The sequence below is a fragment of the Nocardia sp. BMG111209 genome, assembly GCF_000381925.1.
Taxonomy (GTDB): Bacteria; Actinomycetota; Actinomycetes; order Mycobacteriales; family Mycobacteriaceae; genus Nocardia.
In genome coordinates this window covers 197318-215508 of the sequence record NZ_KB907308.1, presented here as the reverse complement: position 1 = coordinate 215508, position 18191 = coordinate 197318, and the positions used below count along the sequence as shown (strand labels likewise).

The following is an 18191-nucleotide window of genomic DNA, read 5'->3' as shown; positions in this document are numbered from 1 at the left end:
CCGAATCCGGCCGGGAGTCAGCAGCGCTCCGACCACCGGCACCACGGCCGGTCCCGGACCGGCCGCCGGATCTCGATGTCGATGCGGATATCGGTGCGGCGGAGCGTATCCGCCGGTGGTCCGGCGGATTCCACGGGCGGGGCGACCGGGGCCGCGGAGACGGCCGCGGCGAGCGTGCCGGTGTCGTCCGAATCACGTTGCCGGGCGATGCAATCCGGCAGGATGCCGGCCGCCGCCTGCCACGCGGCGGTTTCGGCGGTGGCCAGCAGGGGCAGATAGGCCCGGTCGGGGGCCGGCAATGCCGTTGCCGCGGTGGTGATCTGCGCGTCGATCGGGGCGGCGGCCGCCGCGTGGTCGACCGTGGGCACGAGCCGGGCCACGCCCTCGGCCAGGAGCTGCTCGTTGACGCTCGGGCCCGGGGGTACCGCGTCATCCGGCGAATCCGCCGGGCGCACATGGACGAAGGCCGACACCGTGTCCCGCCGCTGCGGCGGCGTGGCCGAACGGACCAGCACCACCGGCGTTCCGACGGGTAGCGCACGCGCCAATGCCGCCGACAGGGCCGCGCCGTCCCCGGGCCCGCAGTCGCCGGCCGTCACCTCGGCGAGGGTCACGGTCACCGGCCGGACCGCGCCGATGTCCACCGCGACATCGCTGGTCCCGTCGGCGGACACCACACCCGGCAGCACCGAACTGTCCGGAACCCGCAAGGTGGTGTCGGGCAGGGCATACGGACCCTCGGGCGCGCAACCGGCCGCACCGCACAGCACGGCCGCGAGTACGGCACGGCGCAGCACGGCCGCCGGATACCTCTCGGTCGTGTACAACGACTGACCACCTCCCGCGCCGGCTGCCCGAAGAGTACGGTCCCGGCCCGGGGCGCTCAACCGCGCTCACCGATTCCTCACCGGTTCCTCATCGGATCTTCAGGAACGCGGGCCTGCATTGCCCCGAGACTGGGGACTGTCGACTGCGGTTGTGCGGTACCGATTGCGGGACGCGGGCAGTCGGCCCAGTGGTGGAAGGCCGGGAGCGACAGTGGGTGTGGAAATCGAGATGCCGGGACAGCGCCGGGTTCTGATCGTCGACGACGATCCCGACGTCCGAGAGTCGTTGCAGCGTGGGCTCGTGCTGTGCGGATTCGACGTGGTGACCGCCGGGGACGGCGCGACCGCGATCACCGCGCACCATCGGCACAATCCGGATGCGATCGTGCTGGACCTGCAGATGCCGCGGCTGGACGGGCTCGGCGTCATCACCGCGTTGCGCGCGTACGGCAGTGACGTGCCGATCTGCGTACTCAGCGCGCGCAGCGCCGCGGACGACCGGATCGAGGGACTCGAGGCCGGCGCGGACGACTACCTGATCAAGCCGTTCGTCTTCGACGAACTCACCGCCCGGCTGCGGGCCCTGTTGCGCCGCAGCCGCAACGACCGCGCCGACGGGCGCGAGGCGGTCACCGTCGGCTCGCTGCACATCGACGTGTCCGGTCGCCGCGTGTACCGCGCCGACGCCGAGATCGAGCTGACCCGAAGGGAATACGAACTGCTCACCACGCTGTCCGAACATCCGGGCGTGGTCCTGACCCGGGAGCAGTTGCTGGAACGGGTGTGGGGCTACGACTTCGCCACCGACACCAATGTGGTGGACGTATTCGTCAGCTACCTGCGCCGCAAACTCGAATCCGGCGGCGAGCCGCGGCTGATCCACACCGTCCGCGGCGTCGGATACGTACTGCGCCAGGATCACCGGTGAACCGGCGGGCCCTGTCGCTGCGCACCCGGGTCGCGCTGTCCACCGCACTGGGGGCGCTGATCGTGGTGGCGGGGCTGGCCGCGGCGATCTCGTGGGGTATCGCCAGCAACAACGTCGATCACCTCGATCGCGAACTCGACACTGCGGCAAAGCTTCTCGTACTGAACGCGGACAGCGCCGAACCCGTCCTGGGCCGCCTCGGCGATGTCGGGGCGTTCGCGGTGTCGATGCGGATCGGGGACCGTCCGGCGGTCGCCACCTCCACACACATTCCGGCGCTGCCGGACGGTTTCCACACCGTCGACATCGATCACGTCCGGTACCGGGTGGACACCGTCACGACGGTGCGGGAGGGGGAACGGCTGGCCGTGTCCGTGGCCGCGCCGACCCTGGAGGCGCAGACCATCACCCGCAAGCAGCAGCGCCGCGTGCTGTTGCTGGGTGCGGCGGCGGTGCTGGTCGCCTCCGGATTGGGCTGGCTGTTCGGCGGTCTCGCGGTGCGGCCGCTGGTGGAACTGGCCCGCCGGATCGGCCAGGGCGCACCGCTTCCGGCGGCCTCCGGCCCGATCCGGGAGGCCAACCAGGTCACCGCGGAGGTCGCCGACATGCTGGCCCGCATCCGCGACGCGCACGCCCGGACGGATTCGGCGCTGGCCTCCGCGCGCACCTTCGCCGCCTCGGCGGCGCACGAACTGCGGACGCCGCTGACCGCGATGCGCACCGACCTCGAGGTGATGCGCGGCCTCGATCTGCCCCGGGAACAGCGCACCGAGATCCTCGGCGATGTGCTGCGCAAGCAGAACCGGGTCGAATCCACGCTCACCGCACTGGAATTGCTCGCCTCGGGGGAGCTGGCCCACACCGATCGCCGGACCGCCACGGATGTGGTGGAGGTGGCCGACGAGGCCGTCCACGACGCCGCGCGCCGCTATCCGGAGGCCGATATCCGAGTGCTCAGCGAACCGCCGCTGGTGGCCGAGATATTCGCCACCGGATTGCGTCTGGCCCTGGACAACGCGGTGGCCAACGCGATCCGGCACGGCCGGGCCACCCGGGTCGAGATCGCCGCGGAGCCGACCGGCGACCGGCTGCGCGTCACGATCGACGACGACGGCCGCGGTATCCCGGCCGACGAGCGCGAGGCGGTGTTCGCCCGCTTCCATCGTGGCCGTGGCGCGGCCCGCGACGGATCCGGCCTGGGCCTGGCCCTCGTCGCGCAGCAGGCCCAATTACACGGTGGCCGTGCGTATTTCACCGACAGTCCGCTCGGCGGGGTCCGGCTCGTGCTGGATCTGGCCGCCGCCCGGCCGAATCCGGCCGCGAACCTTAACCATGCTCTCAGAGAACGGTTTCCGGTCCGCTAACGATCCGTCCATACCGTCGGTTCCGGGTGATCCGTTCCCGGACACCACCGGCCGTGAGGGCCGCAACGATGATTCGGAAAGTGAGCTGACCATGGTTTTCGAGGGCCCCTTCTTCGATCTGCTGCACCCCTTCTTCAACCTGCTGCACCCGTTCCTGCCGAAGACGGGCTCGGGCACCGGCTCCGTGCTGTAGGACACACCGCGTGCGGCCGGACCCAACGGCCGCACGCGACCTGTCCGGCGCGCCGATCATTCGCGATAGGCGGCCGGCAGGTCGAATCCGTACCGGTCGCCGAGAGCCCGGACGTCCCGGACATCCTTGTGCGCCGGGGGATACGCGGTCTTGAACTGGAAAATCCGCTCCGGGCTGATACACGGCACCTCTTCGCCGTCGATCATGCCGACACCGGTGAAAGCGTCGCTGGGATAGGCGATCCCGTAGACGTGATTGCCGTCCTCATCGAATTCGAAGACGTGGACATCGACCGAGCCGCCGTCGGATTTCCTGGCGAGCACGAAATTCCAGTCGGTGCTGGACTCGTCACCGGTGTAGGTGTAGCCGATCTCCGCCAGGCGCTCGAGCAGCGTGCCGACATCGTTGCGGTGCACGGCGATATCGAGATCCTCGTGCTCCCGGGTCTGCGTGCCGAGCAGCGCGTCGACACACCAGCCGCCGTCGATCCAGCTCTCCACACCCACCGATCGGAGCGCCTGCCGGATCTCCAGCACCTGTGCCGCGTCCATCCCACCTCCAGTATCGCGATGACCGGCCGGTGCATTCACTCCGGCAACCGGGTGACGGCGATCGCCGCCTCGCTGAGACTACCGAGATACAGCGTGCCGTCGCGTTCGGCGACACCCGTCACCTGCGCGTAATCGCCGCCCTCGCACTGGAGATCGTGGACGAGGGCGCCGTCGAAGTCGAACGCCTGGACCCAGACGGTGCGCGCCGGCCCGGGTTGCAACGCGGGCGGAATCGCCCAGATCAGTTTCCGAATCCAGCCCGGACGCGGAAGAAGATTGTCCAGCAACGGATTTCGCGGCGTCACCAGTGCCACCCAGATCAGCCCGTCGCTGCCCAGGCCGAGATTGTCCGGGAATCCCGGCAGATTGTCGGCCAGCAGATCGTGGCGCCCCGCGTCCGGCCCGGTGAGCCGGTACCGGGACAGCCGATACCCCGCGGTCTCCGCGACCACCACGCAGGACCCGTCCGGCGCGACCACCAGCCCGTTGGCGAATTGCAGTCCGTCGAGCAGGGTTTCGACGCCACCGTCGGGATGCCGGCGGAACAGCCGCCCCGTTCCGGAATGCTCGTAGAAATCGCCCATGTACCGCGAGAGCGGATAGCGCCGGCTCGATTCGGTGAAATAGATGCTGCCGTCCGGCCCTTCGACGACATTGCTGGCGAACCGCAACGGTTCACCGTCGACCGCGTCCACGAGCACTTCCAGCCCCTTGTAGACCGGATCCAGCCGCAACAGTCCGCGTTCCGCATCGCAGATCAGTACGCTTCCGTCGGCCCCGGCATGCAACCCGAGGGCCCGCCCGCCGGTGAACGCGATCTGCTCCAACCGCCCGTCCTGCGGATCCACCGCCAGCACCGGCCCACCCTCGATCCCGGTGAGCAGCCGCCCATCCGCACCGATCACCACATCCTCCGGCCCACGCCCAGGAATCGGCAGCAGGCGCGGGGCCGGCATGGGCGGAGTGCTGTGTGGCAGGCGGGCCCGCGGCGGCGCGGGTGGCGGAGTCCAGCGTTGGGGCTGTAACGGCATGCGAAACACCGTACTCGGGGCCGCGGAACGAATGTTCGCAAATCGAACCGTGTTTCATCACCCGAATCGGTACTCGTACCTTCTCGAACAGGTAATTCCGCTCGAAGCGGTGTTCCGGCTGCCGCCGCGCACGGATCGAACCGATCCGACGGTCAGCGTATGGCGGAATCGTGATCGGCTGCCGCTGCTCCCAGCGGAACCGGACGGCAGTCGCTACCGCAGTCGTCCCCGGTCGGCGCAACCGGATCCGCAGGGGCACGGTGCAGTACCGCATGGGTGATCGCGATCTCGACACCGGCGTCGGTCACCGTGGCGGTGCCGTCCACGAGCAGCGTGTAACCGGTCGGCTCCGGCGGCGGCCACAAGAGCGTGACCGTACTCCGCTCGGCGGCATTGCGCCGAGTCCGGGCCCCCATGGCCGCCACCACGATTCGATCGGCGTCGAGCCGAGGACGGACCTGGACCGCATGCGGCCGGGCATCGTCACCGACGGTGATCAGATAGGCGATGTTGTATCCGGCGAGGGTCCCCGCGAGATCCTCCGCTGCCACCACGACGCTCATCGTGCCAGCGTACCGAGTGTCCACCGGAGGCATCGTCGCGTCTCCGGCCGGCCGTTTCGAACGTGCGCCGATATTCGAGACGACCGGTACGACGGTTCGCGTCCACGGCAAGAACTCGATGCCGCCGTGTACCGAGTGGCGGGCTGCGGGAGGGTCGCTACCGGCCGGACGTCCGGACATGCGGCGGAGGGCCACCGCCGCAACGGGGGACGGGTCGCCCCGATGTCCTCGGCGAATTTCGGTGATACGGGCGAGAACCGACTGTTCACCTGTAGGTGACCGGAGCGTTGCCACGACCGCGCTCACATTGCAGCGGCACCGCCCGGCGGATACACTCGTGCGGACTTGTTCGGGGTGGAGATCGTAGGCGCCCCTTGGTGTTTCACTATGGGAGGGGCGGAGCCGATGAACGGTACGGATCTCGTGGCACTGGCCGGTAGCGAGCGCGGCGTGCTCCACCACGTGGAGCAACTGGGACCGGTCGATCCCGCGGCATCGGTGGAATTCACCGTGGTGTTGCGCCGCCGGGCCGAACTACCCGCCGAGCTGGTGACCGGTACCGCGACGATCACAGCGGACGAACTGGCCGCCCGCTACGGCGCCGACCCGATCGACCTCGAGCTGGTGGTGTCCTCACTCGAGAATGCCGGCGCCCGGGTACACGAGCAGCACGCCGGTTCGCGGCGGGTGTCCGCGAGCGCGCCGGTCGCGGTGGCGCAGCGGTTGTTCGGGGTCGAGCTGTCCGCGGTACGCGACATCGATCCCGTCGGTGGCGAGCCGGCGGCGTACCGCATGCGCAGCGGGCTGCTGTACGTCCCGGCCGCCTGGGCGGGTGTCGTCACCGCGGTCCTCGGCCTGGACGACCGCCCGCAGGTGCGTCCGAATTTCCGGCTGCCCGACGATGCCCAGGCCGCCCGCGCCACCGCATACACCCCACCGCAACTGGCGGCGATCTACGACTTCCCGCCGGCCACCGGGGCGGGTCAGACCGTCGCGATCCTGGAGTTCGGCGGCGGATTCGATCAGCAGGATATCGACGACTATTTCGCCGAACTCCGGATCCCGGCACCGAAGATCACCTCGGTCGGTATCGACGGCCAGAAGAACAGCAACAGCGCCGACGACGACGTCTCCGGCGAGGTCACCCTCGACATCCAGGTGCTGGGTGCGGCGGCGCCCGGCGCGGCGCAGGTCGTGTACTTCGCACCGTGGTCGGACCGCGGTTTCCTCGACGCCATCGCGACGGCCGCGCACGCGAATCCCGCACCGGTGGCGATGAGCATCAGCTGGGGCCTGTCCGAGGAGCGCTGGACCACCCAGGCCATGAAATCCATCGACGCCGCCTTCGCCGACGCGGCCGCGCTCGGCGTCACCGTCTGTGTCTCGTCCGGCGACGACGGCAGCCGCTCCCGCGACGACAGCCCCGGCCCGCACCAGGCTTTCCCGGCCTCGAGCCCGCACGTGCTCGCCGTCGGCGGCACCACCCTGTCGGCCCGGCCCGACACCCACGCCGTCGACTCCGAAACCGTCTGGGGCGGAGCCGGTGCCGACAATGCCACCGGCGGCGGAGTGAGTTCGGTCTTCCCCGTTCCCGATTGGCAGTCCGCGGTAGGAGTCCCGTCGCGCAACGGCCGCCCGGGCCGCGGAGTACCGGACGTCGCCGCCGACGCCGACCCCGCCACCGGATACATCGTCCGCTGGCGAGGCAGCGACCAGAGCATCGGCGGCACCAGCGCGTCCGCCCCCCTGTGGGCCGCGCTGATCAGCCGCATCACCGAAACCGTGCAACGGCCGATCGGCCTGGCCCAGCCGGTGTTCTACCAGGGTGTCGCCGCCGGCAAACCGGCCCCCGGCTTCCGCGACATCACCCAGGGCAGCAACGGAGCCTACCGAGCCGGCGCGGGCTGGGACCCTTGCACCGGCCTCGGCGTCCCCCGCGGCAACGACCTGCTGGAGATCGTCCGCCGGCACCTGACCACCCGCACCTGATCCACCCGATCGCATCACTACCGGTCGGTTCCGCATCGGCGCCATGATCTTGACAGTTGTTCTGCCCCAAGCAAATTGAGCGTGCCACACTTGAGCGGGGCACGCCGCACGGCACCGGTCGTCCCATCCGGGGTGGCCGGTACGGGTTCGCCAGGACATCGGTACGGATGCGCGGTAGGCCGACCTGGTCGGAGAACTCGCTCGGGCCATGGTGATTCGAGGTGGGTCGACGCATGCTCAAATGGACGAGGGCGAACCTGGACACTCCCGGAGTGGGAAATATCGGGCCATCGAACACCCAATACGAACAACTCCTGACAGCCCTGGACCTCTACGCAGACGCCGGCAAGACCGATCCGGACGATCAGAGCCTGGTGCCGGTGCTACGCCAGGTGCGGGACCGAGCCGAGCAACAACTCACCCAGCACCCGACCGAGGAGCGGAACGCCGCCGTGGCCCGGGTGCGCGACGACGCACACACCGAAACCGGTCGAGTACTGCTGGCGACCGTGCATCGAGCCGACCGAGCCATGACCGCCGATCCGAACTTCCGGCACGCGGACGCAGTCCTCCTCGCCACCGACGCCTACCTACGAGAATTCGCGAAGACCGACGACGCGACCATCGTCGCGGAGATCCGTGACCGGATCATGTACCACAAGATGACCCACGCCATGCTCTTGAACACCGGGAGCACGGCGGAATGCAACCTGGTCGCCGACAAGTGGTACTACACCAAACCGAGGATGGCCGTCCCGGCCGACATCAACTGCGGCCTGTGCACCGCAGCCGCCGTGATCACCGCGGTCACCGGCAGTTTCGTGACCACATCCGACGTGGTCCGAATGCTATCCCCGAACCCCCAACTGGTCGACGCGGCAAAGACGGGACTCGCGGGCCGCGACTACGCCACGGTCTACCAGCACCCGGAATCGTTCGTGAGGTTCGACCGCACCCTCCAGGGTGGCAACAGCATGGCCGACCTCGCGAAAACCGCCGAGGTGAACGTCAAAGCGGCCGCGGGCATCAAGAAAGTGGCGCAGATGTTCGGCGTGGCCGAACAGGGCACCCAATCCGACGCGCTGCCGTTCGCGGAAGCAGTACAAGCAATGCTGCAACCGACGTACGAAGGCTGCGTCTTCGCGGTCCTCATCGCGTCGGCCGGACACTGGAACTTGGCGCGCCGCACCCCCGACGGCCTGGTCTTCGTCGATTATCAGACGGACCGACCCGACAGACAGGGCCCGCAGATCGGCACCACCCCGCAAATGGGCGTGAAACCCATTGCCGCCGAACGAGATCTGGGCACCAAGCAGAACGTCAGCTTCCTGGCCTTCAGCCGATAGCCGCCCCGAGGGCAATGCGCAGTGCTCGGTGAGCCGCCCGTTTTCCAGGTCGAAGCAGCTAGCGCGAGGGATGACGCGGGCTGAGGCTCGCGAGGGCTGCCTTCGCCGGGGCATAACCGGCCTGGGCGGACTTGTGATACACGCGCTTGGCGGCATCCGTACGCCCCGAGGACTTCCATCGGTCGCCCAAGGCTTTCAGGGCGACCATGTCACCGTCCCGCTCCACCTCACGGTAGAGCTGTTCGGCCAGATCGTCCTCACCCCAGGCCTCGTGAACCGTTGCCAGATGGACTTTTCCGAGGATATGGCCGTGGTCGACATAACGCCGATACCAGTAGGCGGCCTGACTCAGGTCACCCGACTTCATACACATATGGCCCAGAGTGAGCATCGACAACGTTTCACCACTTTCAGCGGCCTGCCGATACCAATGCTCGGCCTCGGTGCGAGAACCCCGGTTTTCGAGAAGCCGCGCGAGGAAGGACATGGAGAGCGCGTCGTTCATCGCAGCCGCCTGGCGAAGTAATCGTTCGGCTTCACCGATATCGCCACGCTTCTGATGATCGCGGGCCCGCGCCAGTAACTGACCGACCTCCCCACGCCGACGACCCACTCCCGGTAATCGTGAATTCTCCGCGGGCCCAGCCGATTTCGGAGCGAGAACCGCCGGCGTCCGGGCCGTGAGCAAAGTCAGCGCCTGAGAAATGGAAGGACGCAACTCCGGCTCTTTGTCCATCAACCGAGTGATGAGCCGGCCGAGTTGCCCGGCCCGCGCGGGCGGGGGAGCCGCACCGAACATCACCGCCTTCATCGTTCCGTGAATGGTGTCGCGGCGAAACGGCGAAACTCCCTCCACCGCGTGATAGAGCGTGACACCGAGGGAATACAGATCACCCGCCGGCGTACCCTCGCCGTCGATACGTTCCGGCGCCATGTACTCGAACGACCCGATGATCGTCTCCTTGGCGGTCAGCGTGTGATCGGAATGATGGCGAGCGGTCCCGAAATCGGTGAGCAGCACCTCACCACCGCCGGCGAGCAGAATATTGCCAGGCTTGACATCCCGGTGAACCACACCCGCATCATGAGCGGCCCGCAGCGCCTGCAACAACGCGCCGGCGACGGCGGTGGCCTCCGCGACGTCCACCGGCCCATCACCATCGAGCCGCTCCTTCAACGATCGGCCGGACACCAACCGCATCACGATCCAAGGCGTCACACCGTCGGTGACCACATCGAGAACACCGACGATATTCGGATGATCACGCAGCCGGGCGGCATTGCGGGCCTCACGTTCGGCCCGCGCAACCCGCTCGGCATGCTCCGTACTCGATTCGGCCTGCGGGAGCAGCACTTCCTTCACCGCGACATCGACCCGCAACCGCTGATCACGCGCTTTCCATACGGTCCCGAATCCCCCACTGCCCAGCTTCTCGATCAACAGATAGCGATCGGCGAGCACCCAGCCTGGCCGTCCCAGCCCCGACATGAAGACCCCCAGCGGTTCTGTGCCCCAGCAGCATTCGGGAACCAGTCAACTTTACTCGAACACGAGCATCACCGCCGCGCTCCGAGCGGACCCGATAACCGGTCAGCGGGGGGTGTCGTAGAGGTAGAGACGGCGGCCGGAGAGTACCGACTGAATCCACGCGCTGAAATCGTCCGGGCTCATGGACATCCAGGGCGGCGTACCGGTCACCTGCGCTTCGCCGATGCGGCGGCCGAGGTCGACGAGTGCGGTACCCGCCGGGCGGCGCGCCGCGTCGTATTCGGCGAGAACCGTTGCCCAGTCGCCGTGTTCGCGGCGCAGGCGGCCCAGCGCCAAAGCATCCTGCACGGCTTTGACCGCACCGCTACCGGTATGCGGCCGCGCCAGCGTGGCCGCGTCGCCGAGCAGCGCGATCCGCTGCGCGGTGTAGCTGGAGGTCTGGATGTCGAGCACCGGATGAACGACCGTGGCGTCGCGCGGCGTCCGGCCGACCACATCGGCCCAATACGGCGGAAAGTGCTGCGACAGCAGCGCATCCAGACCGGGAAGATCCGCGGCCGACAGATGGTCGACGTCGGACGGCAACGGCTCGGCCGGTTGATGATAGACGCCCCAGTAGATCCGCGAACCGCCCTCACCCGGAGTGATCATCACCAAGGCATGCCCGCCCGGGAAGGCAATCGTCACGGTCTGCTGATGCAGCACATCGGGTACCGGCTGAGGGAGTTCGGCGACCGGATATCCGCCGCGCCACAGCACATAGCCCGCGGAGGTGGGTTCCGCAACCGGATCCACCGCGGCCCGGACCGACGACCGGTAACCGTCGGCGCCGACGACGAGATCGAAATGCTCTGCCGCAGCGCCGTCCATGTGCACGGTGACCCCGTCGTCGGCAGGCTCGATACCGGAAACTCGAACACCGTCGCGGTAATCGGTGCCCGGAACCCGATCCCGCAGATTCGCCCACAGCATGCCCCAGTTGTGCACGATCCCGGAAAACGGCTGCTGCCACAGCAATCGGCCGAGCGGCGTATCCCCGTCGCGAGCGAACCACGACCGCTCGGTGATCGGCCACGCGGGCAGGTCGGCATCGATCAGATCCTCGTCCACCAACTCGGCGCGGGCTTCGCCGGAAAGGCTCACCCCGTGGCCGCGATCGCGCAACACCCCCGCGCTGCGCTCGAATACCGTGACCTCACAACCCGCCCGCCGCAGTACCGTGGCGGCCGCGCACCCGGCGATGCTGCCCCCGATGATCCCGACTCGATTCCCGTCCACCCGATCGCCTCCCGATCGCTCGACCGCAACCCCCTCCACGGTAACCCCGAAGGAAGCGAAACAACCACCGCGGCAACCGAAACCGCCACGATCGGCCGGCACCCCAACGGACCCGGTCGGCGGCCGACCGGCTCACGGCGATGGCTGTGAGCGCATACCCAGCAGCGCAATGGATTTCGAGCGGCCGGCGGCGACGGGTCATGGGCCGCTGTGGATCAGCGATGCCCATGGGTGCGGCCGCTTCGGGTATCGGGTGCGCAGGTCGCGGCCACCCGCTGCCGCATCTGTGTCGGCATGTGGTGCATGCTGTTGTTCCCGGGCACTCGTCGGTGGGATCATCGCGATGATGTGACATGAGTTACGGCACAGCGTAGCGGTGGCGGGAATTCTCGTGTGAGACAAGGGGAATCGGGTGGAGGACGCCGAGCGCGCCGTGCTGACGGTGCTGTGTGAAGGGCTCGAGGCACTACGGGCGGAGTGTGCACGGTGGCCCGAAGCCCGCCGGGAGTTGCTGACGCGGATCGAGGATGAGGCCCGGGCCCGCAGACCTGTTCTGGCGTTGGTCGCGGAATTGTTGGACGCGAGCCCGGACGAGACTCGGCGGATGATCGCCAGTGGACCGCCGGGGCTCGGGCCGGGTCGTGCGGACGAGGAATCCTTCGGTTGCCCGGACGGCGCTTGCGATCTGGTGACCACGCCGCTGCCGGCCGGGCCGCTGCCGAACTGTGTGCTCACCGGCGCTCACATGCGGCGACGGTAGACACCGTTGAGTACCTTCTTCCAGGAACTGGCCAAGAAACTCGCCGAACGATGGGTCACCCTGCTGGTCATCCCGGGCGCGCTGTATGTGGCGATCACCGGAGTCGGTGTCCGGCTGCGGCATCCGCATGCCCTGGACTACACCCGTCTGCGGGCGATCCTCACCGATGCCTCGGGCTGGATAGGGCGGCAGCCCAGCGGAAGTCAGGCCATGGTGGCGGTGGTGGTGCTGCTGGCCGCGGCAGGAGTCGGGCTGCTGGTGCAGGCGGCGGCCGTGGTGACACGGACGGTGTGGCTGGGTCTGTGGCCTCGGCTGCTGACGCCGCTGCAACGTTGGCGGACCGAGAGCCGGCAGCGCCGTTGGCTTGCGCGGGTCGGACAGCGGCGAACCCTGGAGCACGCCTACCCGGTGGCGAACCGCACTCCGGAGCAGCAACGCCGAATCGATACTGCCGCAGCGCGAGTCAATCAATTCGCGCTCGCCGAGCCGGGACGGCCCACCTGGATGGGGGACCGCATCCATGCTCTGGAAGCCGTTGCGATGAATCGTTACGGACTCGATCTGGAATTCGCCTGGCCCCGACTGTGGTTGGTGCTGCCGGAAACCACTCGTACCGAGATCACTGCTGCCAATGCGGCTTTCGCCGCTGCGACCGCTACCGGCACGTGGGCTTGGCCCTGCCTGCTGCTCGGGACCATATGGTGGCCGGCGCTGTTGGTCGGTATCGGTATCGGCATCACCGGATGGATTCAGGCTCGCGCCGCGGTCGCGGATCTGACCGGCGTTTCCGAAGCCGCTCTGGACCTGTACGGTCGCAGTCTCGCAACGGCTCTCGGCGTCGCCGAGGCCGACCGGGTCGGCCCGCTCACCCTCGACGAGGGCCGCCAACTCACCACTCTCCTCCGCAAAGGACGCTGAACCGGTCGAGCCCGTCCTGGAGTCGTGGTTCCTCGAATCAGTTTTCCGGCAATGTTTTCCGGATGTTGCCAGCGGAGACGCAGCCGCCGGCGTACGGTCGGACGGAATGGGGGATTCGCGAATGTCGTTCGAGCCGTTGCTGAATCAGGTTACTCAGCGGGTGGTCGACTTCGACCGCTACGGTCGCGCCGAGATCGTGCTGGACGACTCGGCGCCGGCCGAGGCCGCGGCCCTGTGGGAAGCGGCGCGTCCGCTCGATCCCGCTCGGCCCACACGCGACGACATGCGACGCTTGCTGATGGCCCGTCGTGCGCTGGGATGGCTGTACGCCCAGCGCTTCACCGTCGTGTCCGGTGACGCCGGGCTGTCGGATCTGGCTCGGGCGGTCATATATCTGGCGGCATCGGCCGACGATCCGACGGCGATACCCAAGTCTTTGCGCGCGGTTCTGGGTGCTTTCGCGCAAGCCCGCGATCAGATCACCCTCGCGACGAAGTTGTTGCGGCGCGCCGAGGTCAGCTCCGATCACGTGGTACTGCTCCGGGCCGGCGTCATCCTGTTCCATGCTGCACTCGCTACACTGCCGGGCGATCATCCGCACCGAGCCGCGTACCTGTCGAACCTGGGCATCGCCCACATGCGACTGTTCGAGCGCACCGGTGCGCCCGTCGATGCGGACCGGGCGATCGAGACCCTGGAGCAATCGATCGCCATCACACCCGCAGATCACCCGAATCGAACGGCATATCTGCTGAATCTCGGCGCTGCCTCTCTGTGTCGGTTCGATGCGGGCGGGCCGATGGCCGATGCGGACCGAGCGATCGAGTTGAGCCGGCAGGCGCTCGACGCCACTCCCGTCGACCATTCCGACCGGGCGCCGGCCCTGGCGAACTTGGCCGGCGCCTACCGCGCGAGGTTTCAACGCAGCGGCGCGACAGCGGATCTGAACGGGATGATCGAGGCGGACGAGCAGGTGGTGGCGGCCATGCCTCTCGACCACCCCGATCGAGCGGCGTATCTGTCGAACCTCGGCGGTGAATACGGTGAGCGGTTCGACCGGGACGCAGTGGCCGCCGATTTGGACCGGGCCGTCGATGCTCTCGAACAGGTGGCGACGACGCCCGCCGGCCACCCCGGTTACTCGACATTTCTGTCGAACCTCGGGAACGCCTGTCGGAGACGATTCGAGCACATGGGAGAGCCGGCCGATCTGGACCGGGCGATCGAGGTCGGCCGCCAGGCAGTAGCGGCCATGTCACCCAGCCACTCCGAAAGGACAAGGTTCCTGTCGAACCTTGCAGATGCCTACCTGACGCGGTACGAGCAATTCGGGTCGGTGGCGGACCTGGACGAGACGATCAGCCTGTCGAGGAGATCGACGGACGCGTTTCCCCTGGACCACCCCGGTCGAGTCGGCAGTCTTTCGAATCTCGGCAACTACTATCGGATGCGGTTCGAGCAGACCGGCGTGGCGGCGGATCTGGACCGTGCGATCGAGATCGGCGAACAGGTGTTGACCGAGGCGCCTCCCGACGCCTCCGGTCTGGCCGGATCCCGGTCGAACCTCGGAGCCGCCTACATGCGGCGGTTCGAGCGATTTCGCCTGGAGGCCGACCTGAATCGGGCGATCGAACTGGGTCGGCAGGCGGTGGACGCCGCGCCCGCCGGCCACTCGAGCCGCGCCGTATTTCTGTCGAATCTGGGTATGGCCTATCAGTCGCAGTTCGAGCGGTCCGGGGTGGCAGCCGATCTGGACGAGGCCATCGGCACTATGAAGCAGGCGATGGATGCCGCGTCCCCCGAACACCCCAATCGTCCGGAGCTCCTGTCCAACCTGGGCAATGCCTACCGTGAGCGCTTCGAGCGGGGTGGGTCGGTGGAGGATTCGGATGCGGCTGTCGATGTGCTGGAGCAGGCACTTGCCGCGGCGCCCCCCAGTCATCTCAACCATGCGATGTTCCTGTCGAATCTCGCACTCGCGTATTACGCGCGCCTCGAGGCCACGGGACAGCGCATCGATCGGCACGTCCTCCACAGCTTGGCCGGAGGTCTGGCGGTGGCGGTGCCTTCTCCGGTGGTTTTCCGGGCGCGGGCAGGGCGGATGCTGGGAATACTGGCGAACGCGCTGAACGAGCCGTCGCTCGCGGTGGAATTGCTGGATGCGGCGGTGGCACAGTGGCCGGCGGTTGTCCCACGCGAGTCGGGATGGGAAGACCAGGAATACCGGCTCGGCCGAGATCTCGGTCTGGTGGAGGAGACGGTCGCCGCGCATTGCGCTGTCGACGACCCCGGGGGTGCGGTGGAGAACGCGGAGTGGGGGAGGGGTGTGCTGTTCGCAGCCCATGTGGACGCCCGGACCGATCTCGTCGAACTCGAACGCGTACTTCCCGAGCTGGCCGGACAGTTGCGAGCGGTGCGCGAATCGCTGCGCCTTCTGCCCGCCGACGACCGCATCGCGGGCGAGATACGTGGCGCGGCAACCGAACTCGTCGACGACCGCAGACGGTGGTGGAGCGAACACGACCGGCTGCTCGCCGAGATCCGCGGGCATCCTCGCTTCGAACGGTTCCTCCGGCCTCCTCGCCTGACCGATCTGCGACCCGCCCTCGCCGCGGGTGCCGTCGTCGTGGTCAATGCCGCACGGCACCGCAGTGACGCGATCATCCTCGACGGAGATGCCGATCCCGTCGGTGTCCGGTTGCCGGATCTGGTTCGCACCGACGTTGTCTCCCGAGCCATGACGCTGCTGCGCGGCAGTGCCGACAACAGCCTGGCCGGCGTCCTGCGGTGGCAGCGCGAGCTCCCCGAGATTCTTGCGTGGCTGTGGGACACGATCGTGGAGCCGATCCTGCACACCGCGCCGGCGCTGCGTGGCGCCCGACAGTCGCTGCCGCGGGTGTGGTGGATGCCGACCGGCACCCTCGGCCTGTTTCCGCTGCACGCCGCCGGCCATCTCGGCCGGCCCGGTGCCCTCGACGCGATGATCAGCTCCTATACCCCGACCCTGCGCGCGTTGGCGCACGCGCGCACCCGTCCGCCGGCTGTCGAGCGCCGCCAACTGACCGTGGCCCTCCAGCGCACCCCTGGCCAGCCGGACCTGCCCGGCACCGTCGCCGAGGCTACCCATCTGCACGCCGACCACCCGGACACAGTGCTCCTCGTCGACGACACCGCGACCGTCGATCGTGTCCTGGCCGCCCTCCCGGAGGCGACGTGGGCACACTTCGCCTGCCACGCCGGCGTCGATCTCGTCGCCCCCTCCCGAAGCGGGCTGCGCCTGCACAACGGGAATCTGTCGTTACCGCAGATCAGCCGACTTCAACTCGCCCACGCCGAGCTGGCCTACTTGTCGGCCTGCTCGACCGCACACGCCGCAGTCCTGCATTCCGACGAGTTCCTGCATCCTGCTTCCGCATTCCAGTCGGCGGGATTTCGGCATGTCGTCGGCAGCCTCTGGCCGCTGTCCGACCTCGCGGCCCCGGCCGCTGCCACCGCTTTCTACCGGCAGCTGCCGTCATCGCCAACGGCCGATCAGGCCGCGACCGCGCTACATCGCGTCATTCGAACCCTGCGAGCCGAGCATCCGACACGCCCTGATCTGTGGGCCGGGCTCATCCACAGTGGCCCATGAAGGTTTCCGGGGTTCGTTGTGGCAGGCGCACCGACATCGTCGGCCCGCGCTCGGTCACCCCGCCTGCACCTGGGACGATCCGACCCGCCGGCGATATCAGCCCTGGCCGGTCGTGGTGTCGTCGCCCAGGGCATCCGGGTTGTAGGCCAGCAGTTCCCAGCAGTGGCCGTCCGGGTCGTCGACCGCCCGGTTGTACAACCAGCCCATGTCCTGGGCCTCCCGTGGTTCGGTGGCCCCCGCGGCCAGCGCCGCGTCGGCGAGGCGGTCCACTTCTGCACGCGATCCGGCAGCCAGCGCGTTGATCACCTCGAGCGGACCGTCCGCGGTGTCTCGCTTGGTGAAGGTCGCGAACATCTCGCGCGTCATCAGTTGCACCACGATCGCGTCGGCGAAGACCAGCTGAGCGGAGGTGTCCCCGGTGAAGTCCGGGTTGATCGTGGCGCCCATCGCCGTGTACACCTTCTTGCTCGCCTCCAGGTCTGTGACCGGCAGGTTGACGTAGATCTGCGTGAATGCCACGACGTGCCTCCAAGGATTTCCGGTGGGCCGGGTGTTCCCGGCGACACCACGAACCTAGGGACGCACCTCGACCTCGGTCTTGTACAGGAGCGACAGCATCTCGTCGCCGTCGGCGCGCCGCAGCTGGGAGGCCGTCCGGCCGGTGAACCGGGTCAGCGAACGCGCGAGGTGCGGCTGGTCGTGGTACCCCGTCCGCTGCGCGACCTCGATCGCCGGCATCCCTTGCTGCAACAGCAGCACAGCCTGTCTGGCCCGCTCGATCTGCCGGATCGCGCCCTGCGTGAGCCCGGTCGCCGCGGCCACCCGCCGCTGCACCGACCGTGGCGTGACCAGAGTGGTCACGTCACCGCGGAGCACATCGGTGACCAGCGGATCACGCATCAGCAGTCCGGCGCGGACCAGACGGTCGACGAAAACGTCGGCGTTGTCGTAGGCCGGGATTTCCCACTCCTCGCCCTGCAGCACGAACGAGCGGGCCGTGGTGTGCGGACTCGATACCGAGCTGTCGACCAGCGTCGATACCGGCAGCGGCGCCAGAAACGCACCGTGCCGGAAGATGATCCCGAGTGTTTCACCCGTACCCGGCCCCAGATCCACCACCGTAGGACCGGTCTCCGGGCCGCGAACCGACACATGGGTCTTCCCACGGTCGCGCCACACGACGAGTTCCCAGTTCGAATTCGCCACGGACCGCATCCGCGCCGGCACCACCCCGCCGGCGACCGACCCAGCCCGATAGACCCGCTCGACATACGGGGAATCGGACGGGCGCTGCTCGAGGCTCACAGCCGAGAAACTAACACC

General features: G+C 68.3%; 15 protein-coding genes. 7 read left to right on the top strand and 8 right to left on the bottom strand.

The annotated features are described in order from the left end of the window. Nucleotides 1-17: 17 nt before the first annotated feature. Complete coding sequence (locus G361_RS0124415) at nucleotides 18-827, bottom strand: hypothetical protein (RefSeq protein WP_026343437.1); 810 nt, start codon at nucleotides 825-827, stop codon at nucleotides 18-20. Between the two features lie 229 nt (nucleotides 828-1056). Between G361_RS0124415 and G361_RS0124410 the strand changes: the two genes are divergently transcribed. Next, nucleotides 1057-1755 carry a response regulator transcription factor gene (locus tag G361_RS0124410; RefSeq protein WP_026343436.1) on the top strand — a complete coding sequence of 233 codons (699 nt, stop codon included), beginning with the start codon at nucleotides 1057-1059 and terminating at the stop codon, nucleotides 1753-1755. Continuing rightward, nucleotides 1752-3119: a sensor histidine kinase KdpD gene (locus G361_RS0124405; protein WP_019929739.1), complete on the top strand. Its 1368-nt coding sequence runs from the start codon at nucleotides 1752-1754 to the stop codon at nucleotides 3117-3119. Before G361_RS0124410 ends, G361_RS0124405 begins: the two co-directional genes overlap by 4 nt. 249 nt (nucleotides 3120-3368) lie before the next feature. Here the strand turns inward: G361_RS0124405 and G361_RS0124395 are convergent, their stop codons facing one another. The 3 genes from G361_RS0124395 to G361_RS0124385 form a co-directional block, all read right to left on the bottom strand. Further along, nucleotides 3369-3863, bottom strand: coding sequence for a nucleotidyltransferase domain-containing protein (locus tag G361_RS0124395; protein ID WP_019929737.1), 495 nt, complete (start codon nucleotides 3861-3863; stop codon nucleotides 3369-3371). A 35-nt stretch (nucleotides 3864-3898) separates the two neighbouring features. After that, complete coding sequence (locus tag G361_RS0124390) at nucleotides 3899-4894, bottom strand: SMP-30/gluconolactonase/LRE family protein (protein WP_231387091.1); 996 nt, start codon at nucleotides 4892-4894, stop codon at nucleotides 3899-3901. 152 nt (nucleotides 4895-5046) lie between these two features. Continuing rightward, on the bottom strand, nucleotides 5047-5457 hold the full coding sequence (locus G361_RS0124385; RefSeq protein ID WP_036495681.1) for a pyridoxamine 5'-phosphate oxidase family protein: 411 nt from the start codon (nucleotides 5455-5457) through the stop codon (nucleotides 5047-5049). A gap of 405 nt (nucleotides 5458-5862) precedes the next feature. Between G361_RS0124385 and G361_RS0124380 the strand changes: the two genes are divergently transcribed. After that, nucleotides 5863-7446, top strand: a complete 1584-nt coding sequence (locus tag G361_RS0124380; RefSeq protein WP_155981764.1) for a protease pro-enzyme activation domain-containing protein — start codon at nucleotides 5863-5865, stop codon at nucleotides 7444-7446. Between the two features lie 233 nt (nucleotides 7447-7679). Beyond that, entirely contained in the window at nucleotides 7680-8792 is a 1113-nt protein-coding gene (locus tag G361_RS0124375) for a hypothetical protein (RefSeq protein WP_019929733.1), read from the top strand. Nucleotides 8793-8850: 58 nt separating this feature from the next. Here the strand turns inward: G361_RS0124375 and G361_RS47230 are convergent, their stop codons facing one another. Beyond that, on the bottom strand, nucleotides 8851-10281 hold the full coding sequence (locus tag G361_RS47230; RefSeq protein WP_081635559.1) for a serine/threonine-protein kinase: 1431 nt from the start codon (nucleotides 10279-10281) through the stop codon (nucleotides 8851-8853). 102 nt (nucleotides 10282-10383) lie between these two features. Next, a complete protein-coding gene (locus G361_RS0124365) occupies nucleotides 10384-11559 on the bottom strand; it encodes an FAD-dependent monooxygenase (protein WP_019929732.1) in 1176 nt (391 codons plus the stop codon). A 412-nt stretch (nucleotides 11560-11971) separates the two neighbouring features. Between G361_RS0124365 and G361_RS0124360 the strand changes: the two genes are divergently transcribed. From G361_RS0124360 to G361_RS0124350, 3 genes are all read left to right on the top strand, one after another. After that, complete coding sequence (locus G361_RS0124360; RefSeq protein WP_019929731.1) at nucleotides 11972-12319, top strand: hypothetical protein; 348 nt, start codon at nucleotides 11972-11974, stop codon at nucleotides 12317-12319. Nucleotides 12320-12325: 6 nt separating this feature from the next. Continuing rightward, the gene (locus G361_RS0124355) at nucleotides 12326-13237 is read left to right on the top strand and encodes a hypothetical protein (RefSeq protein ID WP_019929730.1); all 912 of its coding nucleotides are present in this window, start codon (nucleotides 12326-12328) and stop codon (nucleotides 13235-13237) included. A gap of 121 nt (nucleotides 13238-13358) precedes the next feature. Continuing rightward, nucleotides 13359-16868: a CHAT domain-containing protein gene (locus G361_RS0124350; RefSeq protein ID WP_019929729.1), complete on the top strand. Its 3510-nt coding sequence runs from the start codon at nucleotides 13359-13361 to the stop codon at nucleotides 16866-16868. Nucleotides 16869-16964: 96 nt separating this feature from the next. Here the strand turns inward: G361_RS0124350 and G361_RS0124345 are convergent, their stop codons facing one another. Beyond that, complete coding sequence (locus G361_RS0124345) at nucleotides 16965-17387, bottom strand: VOC family protein (RefSeq protein ID WP_019929728.1); 423 nt, start codon at nucleotides 17385-17387, stop codon at nucleotides 16965-16967. Between the two features lie 54 nt (nucleotides 17388-17441). Then, on the bottom strand, nucleotides 17442-18173 hold the full coding sequence (locus G361_RS0124340) for a helix-turn-helix domain-containing protein (protein WP_019929727.1): 732 nt from the start codon (nucleotides 18171-18173) through the stop codon (nucleotides 17442-17444). Between the last annotated feature and the right edge of the window lie 18 nt (nucleotides 18174-18191).

Coding starts and splice junctions, on each gene's coding strand:
- G361_RS0124410 (WP_026343436.1), top strand. CDS start 1,057: ATGCCGGGACAGCGCCGGGTTCTGATCGTCGACGACGATCCCGACGTC.
- G361_RS0124395 (WP_019929737.1), bottom strand. CDS start 3,863: ATGGACGCGGCACAGGTGCTGGAGATCCGGCAGGCGCTCCGATCGGTG.
- G361_RS0124390 (WP_231387091.1), bottom strand. CDS start 4,894: ATGCCGTTACAGCCCCAACGCTGGACTCCGCCACCCGCGCCGCCGCGG.
- G361_RS0124385 (WP_036495681.1), bottom strand. CDS start 5,457: ATGAGCGTCGTGGTGGCAGCGGAGGATCTCGCGGGGACCCTCGCCGGA.
- G361_RS0124380 (WP_155981764.1), top strand. CDS start 5,863: ATGAACGGTACGGATCTCGTGGCACTGGCCGGTAGCGAGCGCGGCGTG.
- G361_RS0124375 (WP_019929733.1), top strand. CDS start 7,680: ATGCTCAAATGGACGAGGGCGAACCTGGACACTCCCGGAGTGGGAAAT.
- G361_RS47230 (WP_081635559.1), bottom strand. CDS start 10,281: ATGTCGGGGCTGGGACGGCCAGGCTGGGTGCTCGCCGATCGCTATCTG.
- G361_RS0124350 (WP_019929729.1), top strand. CDS start 13,359: ATGTCGTTCGAGCCGTTGCTGAATCAGGTTACTCAGCGGGTGGTCGAC.